This window comes from Chromobacterium sp. HL1 (assembly GCF_057418835.1).
In genome coordinates this window covers 1,815,868-1,829,795 of record NZ_CP162399.1, presented here as the reverse complement: position 1 = coordinate 1,829,795, position 13,928 = coordinate 1,815,868, and the positions used below count along the sequence as shown (strand labels likewise).

Annotated in this window: 13 protein-coding genes; 4 read left to right on the top strand and 9 right to left on the bottom strand. The window is 64.9% G+C overall.

Going from position 1 to position 13,928, the window contains the following annotated elements; all coding sequences use genetic code 11:
* Positions 1 to 16: 16 nt before the first annotated feature.
* The 3 genes from AB1Z25_RS08400 to AB1Z25_RS08390 form a co-directional block, all read right to left on the bottom strand.
* Positions 17 to 2,674 carry a collagenase gene (locus tag AB1Z25_RS08400; protein ID WP_486637016.1) on the bottom strand — a complete coding sequence of 886 codons (2,658 nt, stop codon included), beginning with the start codon at positions 2,672 to 2,674 and terminating at the stop codon, positions 17 to 19.
* A 223-nt stretch (positions 2,675 to 2,897) separates the two neighbouring features.
* Entirely contained in the window at positions 2,898 to 3,779 is an 882-nt protein-coding gene (gene hslO, locus AB1Z25_RS08395) for an Hsp33 family molecular chaperone HslO (RefSeq protein WP_486637015.1), read from the bottom strand.
* Entirely contained in the window at positions 3,776 to 4,372 is a 597-nt protein-coding gene (locus tag AB1Z25_RS08390) for an Ntn hydrolase family protein (RefSeq protein ID WP_107798745.1), read from the bottom strand. Before AB1Z25_RS08390 ends, hslO begins: the two co-directional genes overlap by 4 nt.
* Positions 4,373 to 4,594: 222 nt before the next feature.
* On the opposite strand from AB1Z25_RS08390, the gene AB1Z25_RS08385 reads away from it, so the two are divergent.
* Positions 4,595 to 5,032 carry a hypothetical protein gene (locus AB1Z25_RS08385; RefSeq protein WP_146176588.1) on the top strand — a complete coding sequence of 146 codons (438 nt, stop codon included), beginning with the start codon at positions 4,595 to 4,597 and terminating at the stop codon, positions 5,030 to 5,032.
* On the opposite strand, the gene AB1Z25_RS08380 is transcribed toward AB1Z25_RS08385, so the two are convergent.
* On the bottom strand, positions 5,001 to 5,417 hold the full coding sequence (locus AB1Z25_RS08380) for an OsmC family protein (protein ID WP_107798743.1): 417 nt from the start codon (positions 5,415 to 5,417) through the stop codon (positions 5,001 to 5,003). The genes AB1Z25_RS08385 and AB1Z25_RS08380 overlap by 32 nt on opposite strands.
* Positions 5,418 to 5,538: 121 nt before the next feature.
* Between AB1Z25_RS08380 and tsaD the strand changes: the two genes are divergently transcribed.
* The 3 genes from tsaD (at position 5,539) to AB1Z25_RS08365 (ending at position 9,491) form a co-directional block, all read left to right on the top strand.
* Entirely contained in the window at positions 5,539 to 6,564 is a 1,026-nt protein-coding gene (gene tsaD / locus AB1Z25_RS08375; RefSeq protein ID WP_227103606.1) for a tRNA (adenosine(37)-N6)-threonylcarbamoyltransferase complex transferase subunit TsaD, read from the top strand.
* Positions 6,565 to 6,619: 55 nt separating this feature from the next.
* Positions 6,620 to 8,524: an ATP-binding cassette domain-containing protein gene (locus tag AB1Z25_RS08370; protein ID WP_486637014.1), complete on the top strand. Its 1,905-nt coding sequence runs from the start codon at positions 6,620 to 6,622 to the stop codon at positions 8,522 to 8,524.
* Positions 8,525 to 8,732: 208 nt separating this feature from the next.
* Positions 8,733 to 9,491 carry a substrate-binding periplasmic protein gene (locus tag AB1Z25_RS08365; protein ID WP_486637013.1) on the top strand — a complete coding sequence of 253 codons (759 nt, stop codon included), beginning with the start codon at positions 8,733 to 8,735 and terminating at the stop codon, positions 9,489 to 9,491.
* A gap of 46 nt (positions 9,492 to 9,537) precedes the next feature.
* Here the strand turns inward: AB1Z25_RS08365 and accD are convergent, their stop codons facing one another.
* The 5 genes from accD to truA form a co-directional block, all read right to left on the bottom strand.
* The gene (gene accD / locus AB1Z25_RS08360) at positions 9,538 to 10,407 is read right to left on the bottom strand and encodes an acetyl-CoA carboxylase, carboxyltransferase subunit beta (protein WP_107798739.1); all 870 of its coding nucleotides are present in this window, start codon (positions 10,405 to 10,407) and stop codon (positions 9,538 to 9,540) included.
* Between the two features lie 74 nt (positions 10,408 to 10,481).
* Positions 10,482 to 11,270: a tryptophan synthase subunit alpha gene (gene trpA, locus AB1Z25_RS08355; RefSeq protein WP_107798738.1), complete on the bottom strand. Its 789-nt coding sequence runs from the start codon at positions 11,268 to 11,270 to the stop codon at positions 10,482 to 10,484.
* A gap of 9 nt (positions 11,271 to 11,279) precedes the next feature.
* Complete coding sequence (gene trpB / locus AB1Z25_RS08350) at positions 11,280 to 12,482, bottom strand: tryptophan synthase subunit beta (RefSeq protein ID WP_107798737.1); 1,203 nt, start codon at positions 12,480 to 12,482, stop codon at positions 11,280 to 11,282.
* Positions 12,469 to 13,098, bottom strand: coding sequence for a phosphoribosylanthranilate isomerase (locus AB1Z25_RS08345; protein ID WP_227103612.1), 630 nt, complete (start codon positions 13,096 to 13,098; stop codon positions 12,469 to 12,471). Before AB1Z25_RS08345 ends, trpB begins: the two co-directional genes overlap by 14 nt.
* Before the next feature lie 2 nt (positions 13,099 to 13,100).
* Positions 13,101 to 13,892, bottom strand: a complete 792-nt coding sequence (truA, locus tag AB1Z25_RS08340) for a tRNA pseudouridine(38-40) synthase TruA (protein ID WP_486637012.1) — start codon at positions 13,890 to 13,892, stop codon at positions 13,101 to 13,103.
* Positions 13,893 to 13,928: the final 36 nt, after the last annotated feature.

Sequence of the window (13,928 nt, the reverse complement as noted above, 5' to 3'; positions counted from 1 at the left end):
ATGCCTCAGACACGCCTCAACCGGCGCGGGCCCAGCACGCCTCGTCCGACATATTCACCGGCGTCGCCAGCAACTGCACCACCACGTCCCGCGTTTGCGCGCCCTTGCGCACGCGCACGGTGATCTGGTCGGCCACGCCCGGCTGATCCTGATCGCGGCGGTAGTTGAAGGCGCCGTGGTCGGCCATGACGGCGCGGCCCAGCTTGGGACCGCTCACCAGGCTATAGCCGTCCGGCTCGCCCACGCCTTGCAGCTGGCCGCGCAGGCAGCGCACAGGGCTGGAATAGCTGAGCTTGGCCAAACCCAGTTGGGCGTCGCCGCCGCCCGGCTGCGACGCGGCCGGACCCAACGGGCCTTCGCAGCGCAGCGCGGCGCGCTTGGCCTTGAAGTCGTAGTCGGTGGCCGCGCAGTTGAGCGCCATCATATTGTTGATGCCGCTGCCCCGCAGCAGGTTCTGCAGGGCGGAGTCCAGGGTCTTGTCCAGCTCCTGGCGCGCCATGGTGGCGGTGCCGGAACGCAAGGGCAAGACGCCGTCGCATTCGAAGCGGCGCAGAGCGCTGCGTTCGCCGTCGGCCCAGACGCGGCACGCCACCGGCAGATGACGGCGCATCGCGCCCTCGATCGCGCCGATCTCGCCGGCCTGCCACTCCGCCTGTTTCAGCCAGTCCACGCCCCGCTCGGTCGAGGTATTGCCCAGTTGACCGGCGCGCTGCGCCTCCACCTGGCGGCCCACATAGTCGTGGAAGCCCTGCACCAGACCGGCGTCGCGGCCCATTTCCGCCACCAGGGCGTCGAAGCGCTTGACGTCGTCGGCGCGCAGCGAGGCCAGGATCTCGGCGATGCGGCCCGGCTGTTGCTGGTTCAGGTAGTAGAACCACAAGGCGGAATGGCTGTAGAAGTCCCAACCGTCGCTATAGCTGGAACGCATGATGCGGGACGGTTCCAGATAGCTTTGCGGCCAGCCGTTGGCCACCACGTCCACCACGTGGCCGCGCACCTTGATGCCGTCGCGCGACGTGCTCCAGGCCATGAATTCGGCGAAGCCCTCGTCGTACCAGGCCATGCGGCGGTCGTCGCGGTAGAAGTCCGAGCTGCCCCACATGCCCGGCTGGATGAAGCGGCCGGACAGATAGTGCACGTACTCGTGGCGCACCAGTTCTTCCAGGCTCAGATAGCTCTCGCGCGGCACTTCGCGCTGGAAGGTGTAGAAGGTACCGTCCTTTTCGATGTAAATGCCGCCGTTGTCGGTGGACAATTCATTGAGCAGGCCCTGGAAGCGCTGGTAGGCGGTCTTGCTGCCGTAGATCACCATGCGCAATTTGGCGTTGGTGTCGCCGTTCACCGGCTGGCTGATGCCGCTGACCCGGCCCAGTTGCGCCTGCACCTGCTTCATCGCGTAGTACAGCGGCTCCACTTCGGCCAGCGCCAGCGGGGTTTCGAACACCAGATTGCCGTTGTCGAAGCTCCAGCTATGCGGGAACAGATGCGTTTTCAGCTCCTGTTCCGCCTGGCAGATGCCGTAGCGCTCGCACGGCACCTTGCCCAGTTTCTTCAAGGCGTACACCGCTTCCGCCCACGAAGCGCCGAACTTCTCGCCGCCCAGCAGGCCGGCCACCGCGTCTTCCGCCAGTTTGGCGGTGCGCGGGTATTGCATGAAACGGCCGGTTTCGCGCACGGTGTTCAGATACATCTGTTCGTCGGCGAAGGCCGGCTGTCCGGCGCGGGTCAGCCCTGCCAGGCTGGTCGCCAGCGCGTCCAGTTGACCGGCGCCCGCCTTGTCGGCGAAGCCCTCGGTGTAATGCATATTGAACAGGGTGGTCTGCATCGGATGCAGCGCGATGCGCGCCCAGTTGTTCTTAGCCGCGGCGTTGTAGCGGCCGAAGAAGCGCTGCAGCAGCGGCAGCGCGTATTCCTGCTTGCGCACCGAATCCGCCAGAATCATGGTTTCCGCCACCGACTGACGCAGATCGGTCGCCAGATACCAAGCGTCGTGGTCGCCGCTGCCGTCGCGCACCGGCTCGCTCCACAGCGCCGGGTTTTCCGCCAGCGCGCTCACCGCCTGCATCACCGGCTCGTCCACCGGACGGCCGTAATCGCCCACTTCCGCGGCGTGGCTGTACTGGGTGAAGTAGCCGGCTTTCAGGAACACCGCCAGCGGCCACAAGCCGTTGGCGCTCTTGCCGTCCCAGCTTTGCGCGCGGGCGCGGGCCTCGGCCGCCACTTCCCGCATATTCGCCGGCGACACCACCCGGTAGCTGAAGGCGTCCGCCTGGAACAGGCGGTTCATGCACGTGCCCTGCACGCTGGCGACATAGCGCGCCAGCGCCGCGCCGGACAACTGGCCCAGCTTGGCCTCCTCGCAGGCGGCGTACTGCGGCCCGGCCGCGGCCTCCTTGGCGCGGCGCGCGCCGGTCTGCTGCATCGGGCCTTGCGGCTTGGCGCCGGGACCGGCGCCGTCGGCCGGCGCGCCGGGCGGCAGGCCGTGCGGATAAGACGGTTTCTCCGACAAAGCCGGAGAATGCGAGGAGTGGCCGGCCTGAGGAAGATTGGCCTGCGGCGCCGGCTGGCTGACCGCTGTTTTTTCGGAATCGCTGACGCAACCGGCCAATAAGGCGGCCGCCATCACGGAAAGACTCAGTGCGCGCACGCCGCTGAGCGAAGCTGTTTTTATCATGACGCTATCCAAGACATTAATAATGTCGCATCAATATTCAGATGCGAATTTCAAATCATATAGAATAGCCATCGTCATGAGAATTAAGTTTAAAATAAAACGCTCAATTTAAACCATAATTACAACATTGGTATTTTTACCCTGTTTTTCACCGAAAAAAGGGCGTAAAAAAAGCCGCGCAAGCGGCTTCGATAAAGTTTGTTGCCCAACCAAGGGACAGGCGTCAATGCCTGGCCTCGCGCGCGGCGGCGATCACGTCGTAATCAAACAGACGGTTGGCGTCGTCCTCGTCGTAAACGTAATGCTGGTTGCAGTAGTCGCAGACGATTTCCACGCTGCCCTGTTCCAGCAACACCTCGCCCACCTCCTGGCCGCCCAACATCTTCAACATGTCGCCGACACGTTCGCGGCTGCAATTGCAGGCGAAGCTCACCGTCTCCTGATCGAACACCCGCACCGTTTCCTCGTGGAACAGGCGGTGCAGGACGTCCTCGGCCGGCAGGCCCAGCAGTTCGTCCGCCCTTAGCGTGGCGCCCAGCATCTGGATGCGCTCCCAGCCTTCCGGATCGCCATGGCCTTCCGGCAGTTTCTGCAACAGCATGCCGGCGGCGGTTTCGTCGCTGGAGGCCAGGATCAGCCGGGTTTCCAGCTGCTCGGAACGCAGCATGTAGTTCTCCAGCATCTCGCCTATGCTGTCGCCCTCCAGCGCCACGATGCCCTGCCAGGTTTGCGCCTTGTCCACGCGCGGTTCCAGCGTCACCACAAAACGCCCGTGCCCGCCCAGCAAGGACTGGATGGAAGCGTCGTCGGCAATGCCGTCGTCCCACTTGGCGGTGGCGCGGATGGTGCGGTCGTTATTGCACTCCACCACCGCCAGCTTCAGGGCGCCGGCGCCGTGAAGCTGCAGGATCAGCGCGCCGTCGAACTTGAGGTTGGCGGCCATCAGCTCGGCCGCCGCCATCATTTCGCCGACGATCTTCTTCATGGCCGGCGGGTAGCTGCGGCGGGCCAGCACCTGCTGCCAGGCGCCGTCCAGGCGCACCAAGGTGCCGCGCACCGGCGCGCCGTCAAACAAAAATCGTTGCAATCTGTCTTGTGTGCTCATGCTGTGTCTTTCTTTTCCTTGTCCGCCGCCAGCTCTACGGTATAGACCGTCATCGGCATCGAAGAGCTGACGTCGAATTCGCAGCCGGCGCGCACGCCGATTTCGGCGATTTCGCGCGCGCTCAGCGCCTGGTCGTACACCGCGTACATCGCGCCCATCGCGAACTTGCGGCCGGAGCCTATCGCCCAGATGCGGGAAAACTCATAGATCTCGCGCATGGGGTAAACCCCGAAAATACCGTGACGGTTGGCGATCACCACCATCATCTGGCTGGATTCGTACGGATCTTCCTCGTCCTCCTCGGGACGCAGGTAGAAACCGTCCTTCAGCTTGGGATGCAGCTTGCGGAAGGTCTCGAAAATGCCCTGGCGGCTGCTCAAGTCTTTTTTCTTCAACTCCTTCAGCGCGCCTTGCAGCACCAGGTCGTGCGCGGCCGAGCCGGAGATGGCCAGATAGCTGTCCCCGTGCTGGAAAATCTTGTTGTGGAAACAATCATAGCCGGCCAGCAGCTTCTGGTCGTCGCCAAAAGTGGTCTGGCTGTCTGCGGCGATCGCAATCTGATCGCCCTTTCTTACCGCCACGATGGTAGTCATCCCTGCGCCTTTTTCGTCGATGGCGGCCCCGGGTTCGGCGGCCGCGCAAAACCGCCTATTGTATCGGCTTACGCCCGGCAACCCAAGCTTTGCGCCCGCGGCCGGCTTTGGGGGAGATGGGGACCGCCGGCGCGAATCTCAAGGCCGCAGCGCGGCCGCGACAAGATGACAAAGCGGGTTTTTATCGATACAATGATATTGATTCTCATTTACAAAAAAGCCATGCAATTCCACGCTCAAGACTTTCCCATCGTCTGGCTGGATCGCCGCCGCCCGGATGGACAGCAGCCCACCGACATCTTCGCCACGCTGGACCAGCTGCTGCTCCAGCAACGCCCCTTCGTCTTCATCGCCAAGGAACCGGCCCCCACCGAGCTGGACCTGCACGCGCGCATCATCCGCAAGATGGCGGCACTGTGGGTCAAGGACAACCGGCTGCAAATCCGCCAGCTGATCCGGGGCACCATCGTGATCGCTCCGCTGACCGACCAACAGCGCTATCTGGACGAGTTCGCGCCGCGCTTCGAAAAATTCTGGGGCTATCCGCTGCGCCACCGCCCGGACTGCGACGCGGCGCTGAACCTGGCGGCGGAACTGCTGGCCGGCCCGCCCGCCGTCGGCCACGCCCTCAGGCGTCGCGCAGTTCGAAATCGTGGCTGATGTCGGCGGTCTTGCCCAGCATGATGGAGGCGGAACAGTATTTCTCCGCCGACAGCCTGATCGCCCGCTCCACCGCGTCCGCCTTCAGTTCGCGCCCGCTCACCACAAAGTGGAAATGAATGCGGGTGAACACCTTGGGCTCCTCCTCGGCGCGCTCGGCCTCGATCTCCACCCAGCAATCGCTGACCTGCTGCCGCGATTTCTTCAGAATGGTGATCACATCGTAGCTGGTGCAGCCGGCGGTGCCCAAGAGCAACAGCTCCATGGGCCGCGGCCCCAGATTCCTGCCGCCGCCCTCCGGCGCGCCGTCCATCACCACCGCGTGACCGCTGCCGCTTTCGCCCAGAAAACACACGCCGTCCACCCACTTCAACCTGGCTTTCATCCCCGCCTCTCCTCATAGTAGGAATTCCGAAACGGCCTAGCCTAACATCCGGATTTGGGCGAACAAAGATTCACCGGTAAAATAGAAAGATTGTCCCGCTATATCCGAGCTGCGCCCAAACATGCTGGTACTAGGTATTGAATCTTCCTGCGACGAAACCGGAGTCGCTTTGTACGACACAGACGGCGGCCTGCTGGCCCACCAACTGCACACTCAGATGGCCATGCACGCCGAATACGGCGGCGTGGTCCCCGAGCTGGCCAGCCGCGACCACATCCGCCGCGCCATCCCGCTGACCGAGGCCTGCCTGGCCGAGGCCGGCAAGACCCTGGCCGACCTCGACGCCATCGCCTACACCCAGGGCCCCGGCCTAGGTGGCGCGCTGCTGGTGGGCGCCAGCGTGGCCAACGCGCTGGCCTTCGGCCTGAACATCCCGGTGCTGGGCGTCCATCATCTAGAAGGCCATCTGCTGTCTCCGCTGCTGGCCGAGCCCAAGCCCGAGTTCCCCTTTCTGGCCCTGCTGGTTTCCGGCGGCCACACGCAGCTGATGGCGGTGCGCGGCGTCGGCGACTACCAAATCCTGGGCGAAACCCTGGACGACGCCGCCGGCGAGGCCTTCGACAAGACCGCCAAACTGCTGGGCCTGCCCTATCCCGGCGGCCCGCTGCTGTCGCGGCTGGCCGAGGAAGGCGATCCGGCCCGCTTCACCCTGCCGCGGCCGATGCTGAACTCCGGCGATCTGGACATGAGCTTTTCCGGGCTGAAAACCGCGGTGCTGACGCTGAGCAAGCAGGTGGCGGACGCCGACGGCCACATCGACGAACAGACGCGCAAGGACATCTGCCGCGCCTTCCAGGAAGCCATCGTCGAAGTGCTGACCAAGAAATCGCTGGCCGCGCTCAAGCAGTGCGGCATGAAGCGGCTGGTGGTGGCCGGCGGCGTCGGCGCCAACAAGCAGCTGCGCGCCGCGCTGGACGAGGCCGCGCGCCGTCGCCGCTTCGAAGTCTTCTATCCTCCGCTGGCGCTGTGCACCGACAACGGCGCGATGATCGCCTTCGCCGGCGCGATGCGGCTGAAACACGCCCAAGCCCCCGGCAGTTACTCGATCAAGCCGCGCTGGGATCTCAGCGCGCTGCCCCCGGCCTGACCCACACCCATGCGCCGCGCCGGCCGCGAACGCCGGCGCGGCCGTTCGGACTCCTATGATTCAACTCAAAAACCTCAATCTGCGCCGCGGCCTGAAAGAATTGCTGCTAGGCGCCAACCTGACGCTCAACCCCGGCTACAAGACCGGCCTCACCGGCGCCAACGGCGCCGGCAAATCCAGCCTGTTCGCGCTCTTGATGGGCGAATTGCACGCCGACAGCGGCGACGCGTTGCTGCCGCCGCACTGGACCATCGCCCATGTGGCGCAGGAAACGCCGGCGCTGGAACGCTCGGCGCTGGACTACGTGCTGGACGGCGACCATGAGTTGCGCCAGCTGGAACAGGGGCTGCTGGACGCCGAAGAGCGGCACGACGGCAACGCCATCGGCCATCTGCACGGCGAACTGGCGCGCATCGACGCCTACGCCGCGCCGGCGCGCGCCGGCAAGCTGCTGACCGGCCTGGGCTTCGACGTGGACGCTCAGCAACGGCCGGTGGCCAGCTTCTCCGGCGGCTGGCGCATGCGCCTCAACCTGGCCCAGGCGCTGATGTGCCGCTCCGACCTGCTGCTGCTGGACGAACCCACCAACCACCTGGACCTGGAAACCGTGCTGTGGCTGGAAGACTGGCTGCAAGGCTATCCGGGCACCCTGCTGATGATTTCCCACGACCGCGACTTCCTGGACAGCGTCTGCGACCACATCGTCGAAGTCGCCAACCAGGAACTGACGCTGTACACCGGCAACTACAGCCAGTTCGAAGTGATGCGCGCGGAAAAACTGGCGCGCCAGCAAGGCGAATACGAAAAACAGCAGCGCCAGATCGCCCACCTGGAATCCTTCGTCAACCGCTTCAAGGCCAAGGCGTCCAAGGCGCGCCAGGCGCAAAGCCGGGTCAAGGCGCTGGAAAAGCTGGAGCGCATCGCGCCGGCCCACGTGGCTTCGCCGTTCGACTTCCACTTCGACAGCCCGGACAACCTGCCCAATCCGCTGCTGAAGCTGGAACAGGCCGACGTCGGCTACGGCTCCACCGCCATTCTTAGCGGACTGAATCTATCGGTGGAGGCCGGCGCGCGCATCGGCCTGCTCGGCGTCAACGGCGCCGGCAAATCCACCCTGGTCAAGCTGCTATCCGGCGACCTCGCGCCGCTGCGCGGCGAAGTCGTCAACGCGCAGACGCTGAAGATAGGCTATTTCGCCCAGCACACGCTGGAAACCCTGCGCGAAGACGAGACGCCGCTGCAGCATATGCAAAGACTGGCGCCCACCACGCGCGAACTGGAGTTGCGCAGTTTCCTGGGCGGCTTCAACTTCCGCGGCGACGCCGCCACCGATCCGGTGGGCCCGATGTCCGGCGGCGAGAAAGCACGGCTGGCGCTGGCGATGATAGTCTGGCAAAAACCCAATCTGCTGCTGCTGGACGAACCCACCAACCACCTGGACCTGGAAATGCGCCACGCGCTGACCATGGCCTTGCAGGATTTCAGCGGCGCGCTGATCGTGGTGTCCCACGACCGCAGCCTGCTGGAAGCCACCACCGACATCTTCTGGCTGGTCAGCCACGGCAAGGTGCAGCCCTTCGACGGCGATCTGGAGGATTATCGCCAGTGGCGGCTGACCCTGCTCGCCGACGCCGGCAAGCCCTCGTCCGGAGACGCCCAGGGCCTGAATCGCAAGGAACAGAAACGCCAGGAGGCGGAAGCGCGGCAGCGGCTGTCCCTGCTGCGCAAACCGCTGCAGAACAAGCTGAACAAGCTGGAAAAGGAACTGGACCAGCTCAGCGCGGCGAAAGCCGAACTGGACGGCTTCATGGCCTCCGCCGACGCCTACGAGGACGCCAACCGGCAACGGCTGGCCGACGCGGTGCGCCGCCAGGGCGAGGTGGCGACCCGTCTGGCCGAAGTGGAGGAAGCCTGGCTGGACGCCCAGACCGAACTGGAGGCCTTGGAACAGGCGGAATGAAGGCGGCGGCGGCCCGGGTTTTCCACAGCAATCGCCGGATAACTGTGTGGATAACCCCGGCCGGACGCCAAAAAAACTTTTGCAATTAGCCACTTGCCTCTTACGCTTATAAAAAAGGCAAATCCGGGGAACTTTCCCACCTTGCCAATGGGCAAATCTGGTGACAGCATGTGGATAAGACCGGCAACTCCATGATTGCAAAAAACAAATGACTGCCGCCCATTTTTTAAGCAAGGCCGCGCAACGCCTTCCCCGCCGCCACGCATGTCCGTCGCCCGTCCGACGCGTCCTGCTTGCCGGCCTGCTGCTCGTCGGCGCCGCCGCCGCCGAGCCCCCCATCCGGCTCAACACCCATCAGCAAGCTCCGCTTTCCTTCCGCAAGGAGGACGGCAGCGCCGACGGCCTGGCGGTGCAAGTGGTGCAATGCGCGCTCAAACAACTGCAACGCCCCTACTCCATCACCTTCCTGCCGTGGCCGCGCGCGCAATGGCAGGTGCAGCACCAGCAGGCCGACGCCTTCTTCACCGCCACACCATCCGCGGAGCGCGATGGCTACGCGGTGTTGTCCGCTCCCATCCTGCCTTACGAGCGGCGCTGGTATCTGCTGAAGGACAATCCGCAATCCCCGTCCGGCAGCGATTTCAAGCGCCAGGGCCGCACCGCCGCCTTCAACGGCTCCAATATGGACGACTGGCTGCGCGAACACGGCTACCAGCTCACCTCCACCCCGCCCAATAGCGAACAGCTGGTCAAGATGCTGCTGAGCCGCCGCGTCGACGCCATTCTCGGCAACGCCTACGTGGTGGACGCGCTGATCGCCAAGATGGGCGTGCAGGAGCAGCTGCGCAGCGAACTGGCGCAAAGCCTGCCCTTCGGCGTCTACTTCGGCAAAGCCTTTCTCGCCCGCGAATCGCCACAGTTCCTGACGCAATTCAATCGCGCGGTGCAAACCTGCCGCGCCAAATAAAAAAGCCGCCATCTCTGGCGGCTTTTCAATGCGGCTTGGCTGCGGATCAGACCGGAGCCGGCTCCTTCATCAGCAGCGTGGACAGCTCCGCCAGCTTGCGCTTCAGCTCGCGGCGGTCCACCACCATGTCCACCGCGCCCTTGCTCAGCAGGAACTCGGCGCGCTGAAAGCCTTCCGGCAAGGTTTCGCGCACGGTTTGCTCGATCACCCGCGCGCCGGCGAAACCGATGCGCGCCTTGGGTTCGGCCAGCACCACGTCGCCCAGGAAGGCGAAGGAGGCCGACACGCCGCCCATGGTCGGGTCGGTCAGGATCGAGATGAAGGGCAGCTTGGCGTCGGTCAGCAGCTGCAAGGCCGCGCTGGTCTTGGCCATCTGCATCAGCGAGTTCAAGCCTTCCTGCATCCGCGCGCCGCCGGAAGCGGCCACGCAGATGAAGGGCGCCTTGGCCTCCACCGCGGCGCGCACGCCGCGCACGAAGCGCTCGCCCACCACCGATCCCATGGAACCGCCGATGAATTTGAATTCAAACGCGGCCACCACCACCGGCATCGATTCGATGCTGCCCTGCATCACCACCAGTGCGTCGTCCTCGCCGGTGTCGCTCTTGGCAGCGGTCAGGCGGTCCGGATATTTCTTGCTGTCCTTGAACTTCAGGATATCCACCGGCTTGACCTCTTCGCCCAACTCGCGACGGCCTTCTTCATCCAGCAGCAGGTTCAGACGTTCGCGCGCGGTCAGCGGATGGTGGTGATTACACTTGGGACACACCTGCAGATTGCTCTCCAGATCGGTGTAATACAACACGGCTTCGCATTCCGGGCACTTGCTCCAAAGCCCCTCCGGTACCGCGGAAGGTTTGTCAGCGCGGTTGTCGCGCTTGATCTTCGGCGGCAGGAGCTTATTCAACCAGCTCATGCTGACTCCTTGATTCTTGGGCCCGCCGCCAAACGGCGGGCACAGTAAAACGGGGGCTGAGCCCCCGCAGTGTTCTATCGGATGGCGGCCTTCAGTTCGGCCACCAGACGGGTTAACCGCTCTTTGGCGGTTTCGGGTGTCGCCGCCTCAATTTCCTGCACCAAGCGGCTGCCCACCACCACCGCGTCTGCGGCGGCGGAGATCGCCTTGGCTGTCGCACCGTCGCGAATGCCAAAGCCGACGCCTATCGGTACGGTCAAATATTCTCTAAGGGCAGCAATTTTACGCGCTACGTCGTCAATGTCCAGATGCCCGGCGCCGGTCACCCCCTTCAGAGACACATAATAGACGTATCCGCGCGCCAGTTTGGCGATTTCCGCCACACGTTGCGGCGGCGTGGTGGGCGCGATCAGAAATACCGGATCCAGGCCGTTGGCGGTCAAGGCCGCCGACAGATCGGCGGATTCCTCCGGCGGGCTGTCCACAGTCAGCACCCCGTCGACGCCGGCGGCCTTGGCCGCCGCGGCGAAGTCCTGATAGCCCATGGCGAACACCGGATTCAGATAACCCATCAGCACCACCGGGGTGTGATCGTTGTCGCGGCGGAACGCCGCCACCAGCTCCAGCACCTGGCGCAGACCCACTTTGTGGACCAGAGCGCGCTCGGAGGCGCGCTGGATCACCGGACCGTCGGCCATCGGATCGGAAAACGGCACCCCCAGCTCGATGATGTCGGCGCCGCCCTCCACCAGGCCGTGCATCAGTTGCACGGTCAGCTGCGGCGACGGGTCGCCGGCGGTGATGAAGGGGATCAGCGCCTTGCCGCCGGCCAGCGCTTCAAAACATTTGGCGATACGTGACATAGCGCCTCCTTACAGAGTGATGCCGGCAAGACCGGCCACAGTGTTGATGTCCTTGTCGCCGCGGCCGGACAGATTGACCAGAATCACCTGGTCCTTGCCCATCTTCGGCGCTTCCTTGACGGCCCAGGCCAGCGCGTGGCTGGATTCCAGCGCCGGGATGATGCCCTCGAAGTGACAACAGTCGTGGAAGGCGCGCAAAGCCTCGTCGTCGTTGATCGCCACGTAGTCGGCGCGGCCGATGTCCTTCAGATAGCTGTGCTCCGGCCCCACGCCCGGATAATCCAGGCCGGCGGACACCGAATGGGTTTCCACCACCTGGCCGTTCTCGTCCTGCATCAGATAGCTCTTGGCGCCGTGCAGCACGCCCAGGGGCGCGCCGCCGGAAATCGGCGCCGCGTGCTTGCCGGAGTCCAGGCCCAGACCGCCGGCCTCTACGCCCACCATGCGCACGCCGTCCACGCCGATATACGGGTAGAACATGCCGATGGCGTTGGAGCCGCCGCCGACGCAAGCCACCACCACATCCGGCTGGCGGCCGATCACTTCCGGCATCTGCACCTTGGCCTCCTCGCCGATCACGGACACGAAATCGCGCACCAGCATCGGATAGGGATGCGGACCGGCCGCGGTGCCCAGGATGTAGAAGGTGCTGTCGATATTGGTCACCCAATCTCGCATCGCCTCGTTCAAGGCGTCCTTCAGCGTCTTGGAACCGGACTCCACCGGCACCACGGTGGCGCCCAGCAGCTTCATGCGGAACACATTGGGCGATTGACGCTTGATGTCCTCGGCGCCCATATACACCACGCACTCCATGCCGTAGCGCGCCGCCACGGTGGCGGAGGCCACGCCGTGCTGGCCGGCGCCGGTTTCGGCGATCACCCGCTTCTTGCCCATGCGCCGCGCCAGCAGCGCCTGGCCGATGGCGTTGTTGATCTTGTGCGCGCCGGTGTGGTTCAGGTCTTCGCGCTTCAGATAAATCTGCGCGCCGCCCAGTTGCTCGGACCAGCGCTTGGCGTGGTAGACCGGGCTGGGCCGGCCGACGTAGTGCTTGAGCTCGTGGCGGAATTCTTCCCAGAACGACGGGTCGGCCTTGACGCGAGCGTACTCGTTCTTCAGCTCGTCCAGCGCCGCCATCAAGGTTTCGGCGACATAGACGCCGCCATGCGGGCCAAAATGGCCCTGGGCGTCCGGCAGGTCATAACGATCCATGTCTAACTCCTGATATGAACGCCGCCATTCTGGCGGCATCTTTGATTCCCTTGGACGCCTCCACACCGCTGGAGACGTCGACCGCGGCCGGGCGCACCTGCGCCACCGCCGCCGCCACATTGTGTTCGTCCAGGCCTCCGGACAGGATCAGCGGCAGAGGCAAGGCCTCCGGCAGCAAGCTCCAGTCGAAGGTGGCGCCGGTGCCGCCGTGCGCGCCTTCGACGAAGGCGTCGCTCAGCACCGCGCGCGCGTCCGGGTAGGCGGCGGCGATCTCGGCCAGGTCCACGCCCGGCTTCACCCGCACCGCTTTCAGATAAGGCCGCTGGAAAGAGCGGCAGAAGGCGGCGTCTTCCTCGCCGTGGAACTGCAAGATATCGATCGCGCAGGCGGCCAGCACTTCGCGCACGTACTCCGGCTCCGGATTGACGAACAAGGCCACCACGCTGACGAAGGGCGGCAGCGCCGCGATCACCGCGCGCGCCTGCTCGAGGTCGACATGGCGCGGGCTCTTGGCGTAGAACACCAGGCCGATGGCGTCGGCGCCCAGCCGCGCGGCCTCGACGCCGTCTTCCGGCCGGGTAATGCCGCAAATCTTGATTCGGGTCGTGCCGCCCACTCTCATCTCCACAAAGCCAGCCGCGCGGCGTCCGCCTGCGACGGCAAATCGTATGTTTCCGGATAACCCACGCCGGTCAGGTACAAGCCGTCCGGCATGAAGGTGGGCGGCGCGAAGGTGCGGTCGCGCGCGGCCAGCAAGCCCGCCATCTCATCCGCGCGCAAAGCGCCCTTGCCCACGTAGACCAGCGCGCCGACGATATTGCGCACCATATGATGCAGGAAGGCGTCCGCCAGCAGATCGAAGCGGATCAGGCCGTCTTGCTCGCTGATGTCCAGCCGCTGCAAATCCTTGAGCGGCGATTTGGCCTGGCACTCCGAGGCGCGGAAACTGGAAAAATCATGCCGCCCCAACAGATGCGCCGCCGCCTCTCGCATCGCCGCCACGTCCAGCGCCTGATGAAACCAGCCCATCTTGCCGGCCAGCAGACAGGGCCGCACCGGGCTGGTCAGCAGAAAATAGCTGTAACTGCGGGAAAACGCCGAAAAACGCGCGTGAAAATCCGCCGACACCTCCCGCGCCCACACCACCGCCACCTCAGCCGGCAGCAAGGCGTTGACGCCGCGCACCCAGGCGTTCAGCGGCCGCTCGGCCGGGCTGTCGAAATGCACCACTTGCATGGCCGCATGCACGCCGGCGTCGGTCCTGCCCGCGGCCAGCGTGCCGATGGCTTCCACGCCGGCGATCTGCGCGATCGCCTGATTCAATCTGTCCTGCACCGTATTGCCATGCGGCTGAGTCTGCCAGCCGGCGAACGCCCGACCGTCATACTCGATGCCGAGCGCTATCCTCATGCCCACACCTTCTTCAAACTCCGACGCGGCGCGCCG

What these genes read in the sequence shown, in the direction of transcription:
- AB1Z25_RS08400 (WP_486637016.1), bottom strand. Translation starts at nt 2,674, where the DNA reads ATGATAAAAACAGCTTCGCTCAGCGGCGTGCGCGCACTGAGTCTTTCC.
- hslO (WP_486637015.1), bottom strand. Translation starts at nt 3,779, where the DNA reads ATGAGCACACAAGACAGATTGCAACGATTTTTGTTTGACGGCGCGCCG.
- AB1Z25_RS08390 (WP_107798745.1), bottom strand. Translation starts at nt 4,372, where the DNA reads ATGACTACCATCGTGGCGGTAAGAAAGGGCGATCAGATTGCGATCGCC.
- AB1Z25_RS08385 (WP_146176588.1), top strand. Translation starts at nt 4,595, where the DNA reads ATGCAATTCCACGCTCAAGACTTTCCCATCGTCTGGCTGGATCGCCGC.
- AB1Z25_RS08380 (WP_107798743.1), bottom strand. Translation starts at nt 5,417, where the DNA reads ATGAAAGCCAGGTTGAAGTGGGTGGACGGCGTGTGTTTTCTGGGCGAA.
- tsaD (WP_227103606.1), top strand. Translation starts at nt 5,539, where the DNA reads ATGCTGGTACTAGGTATTGAATCTTCCTGCGACGAAACCGGAGTCGCT.
- AB1Z25_RS08370 (WP_486637014.1), top strand. Translation starts at nt 6,620, where the DNA reads ATGATTCAACTCAAAAACCTCAATCTGCGCCGCGGCCTGAAAGAATTG.
- AB1Z25_RS08365 (WP_486637013.1), top strand. Translation starts at nt 8,733, where the DNA reads ATGACTGCCGCCCATTTTTTAAGCAAGGCCGCGCAACGCCTTCCCCGC.
- accD (WP_107798739.1), bottom strand. Translation starts at nt 10,407, where the DNA reads ATGAGCTGGTTGAATAAGCTCCTGCCGCCGAAGATCAAGCGCGACAAC.
- trpA (WP_107798738.1), bottom strand. Translation starts at nt 11,270, where the DNA reads ATGTCACGTATCGCCAAATGTTTTGAAGCGCTGGCCGGCGGCAAGGCG.
- trpB (WP_107798737.1), bottom strand. Translation starts at nt 12,482, where the DNA reads ATGGATCGTTATGACCTGCCGGACGCCCAGGGCCATTTTGGCCCGCAT.
- truA (WP_486637012.1), bottom strand. Translation starts at nt 13,892, where the DNA reads ATGAGGATAGCGCTCGGCATCGAGTATGACGGTCGGGCGTTCGCCGGC.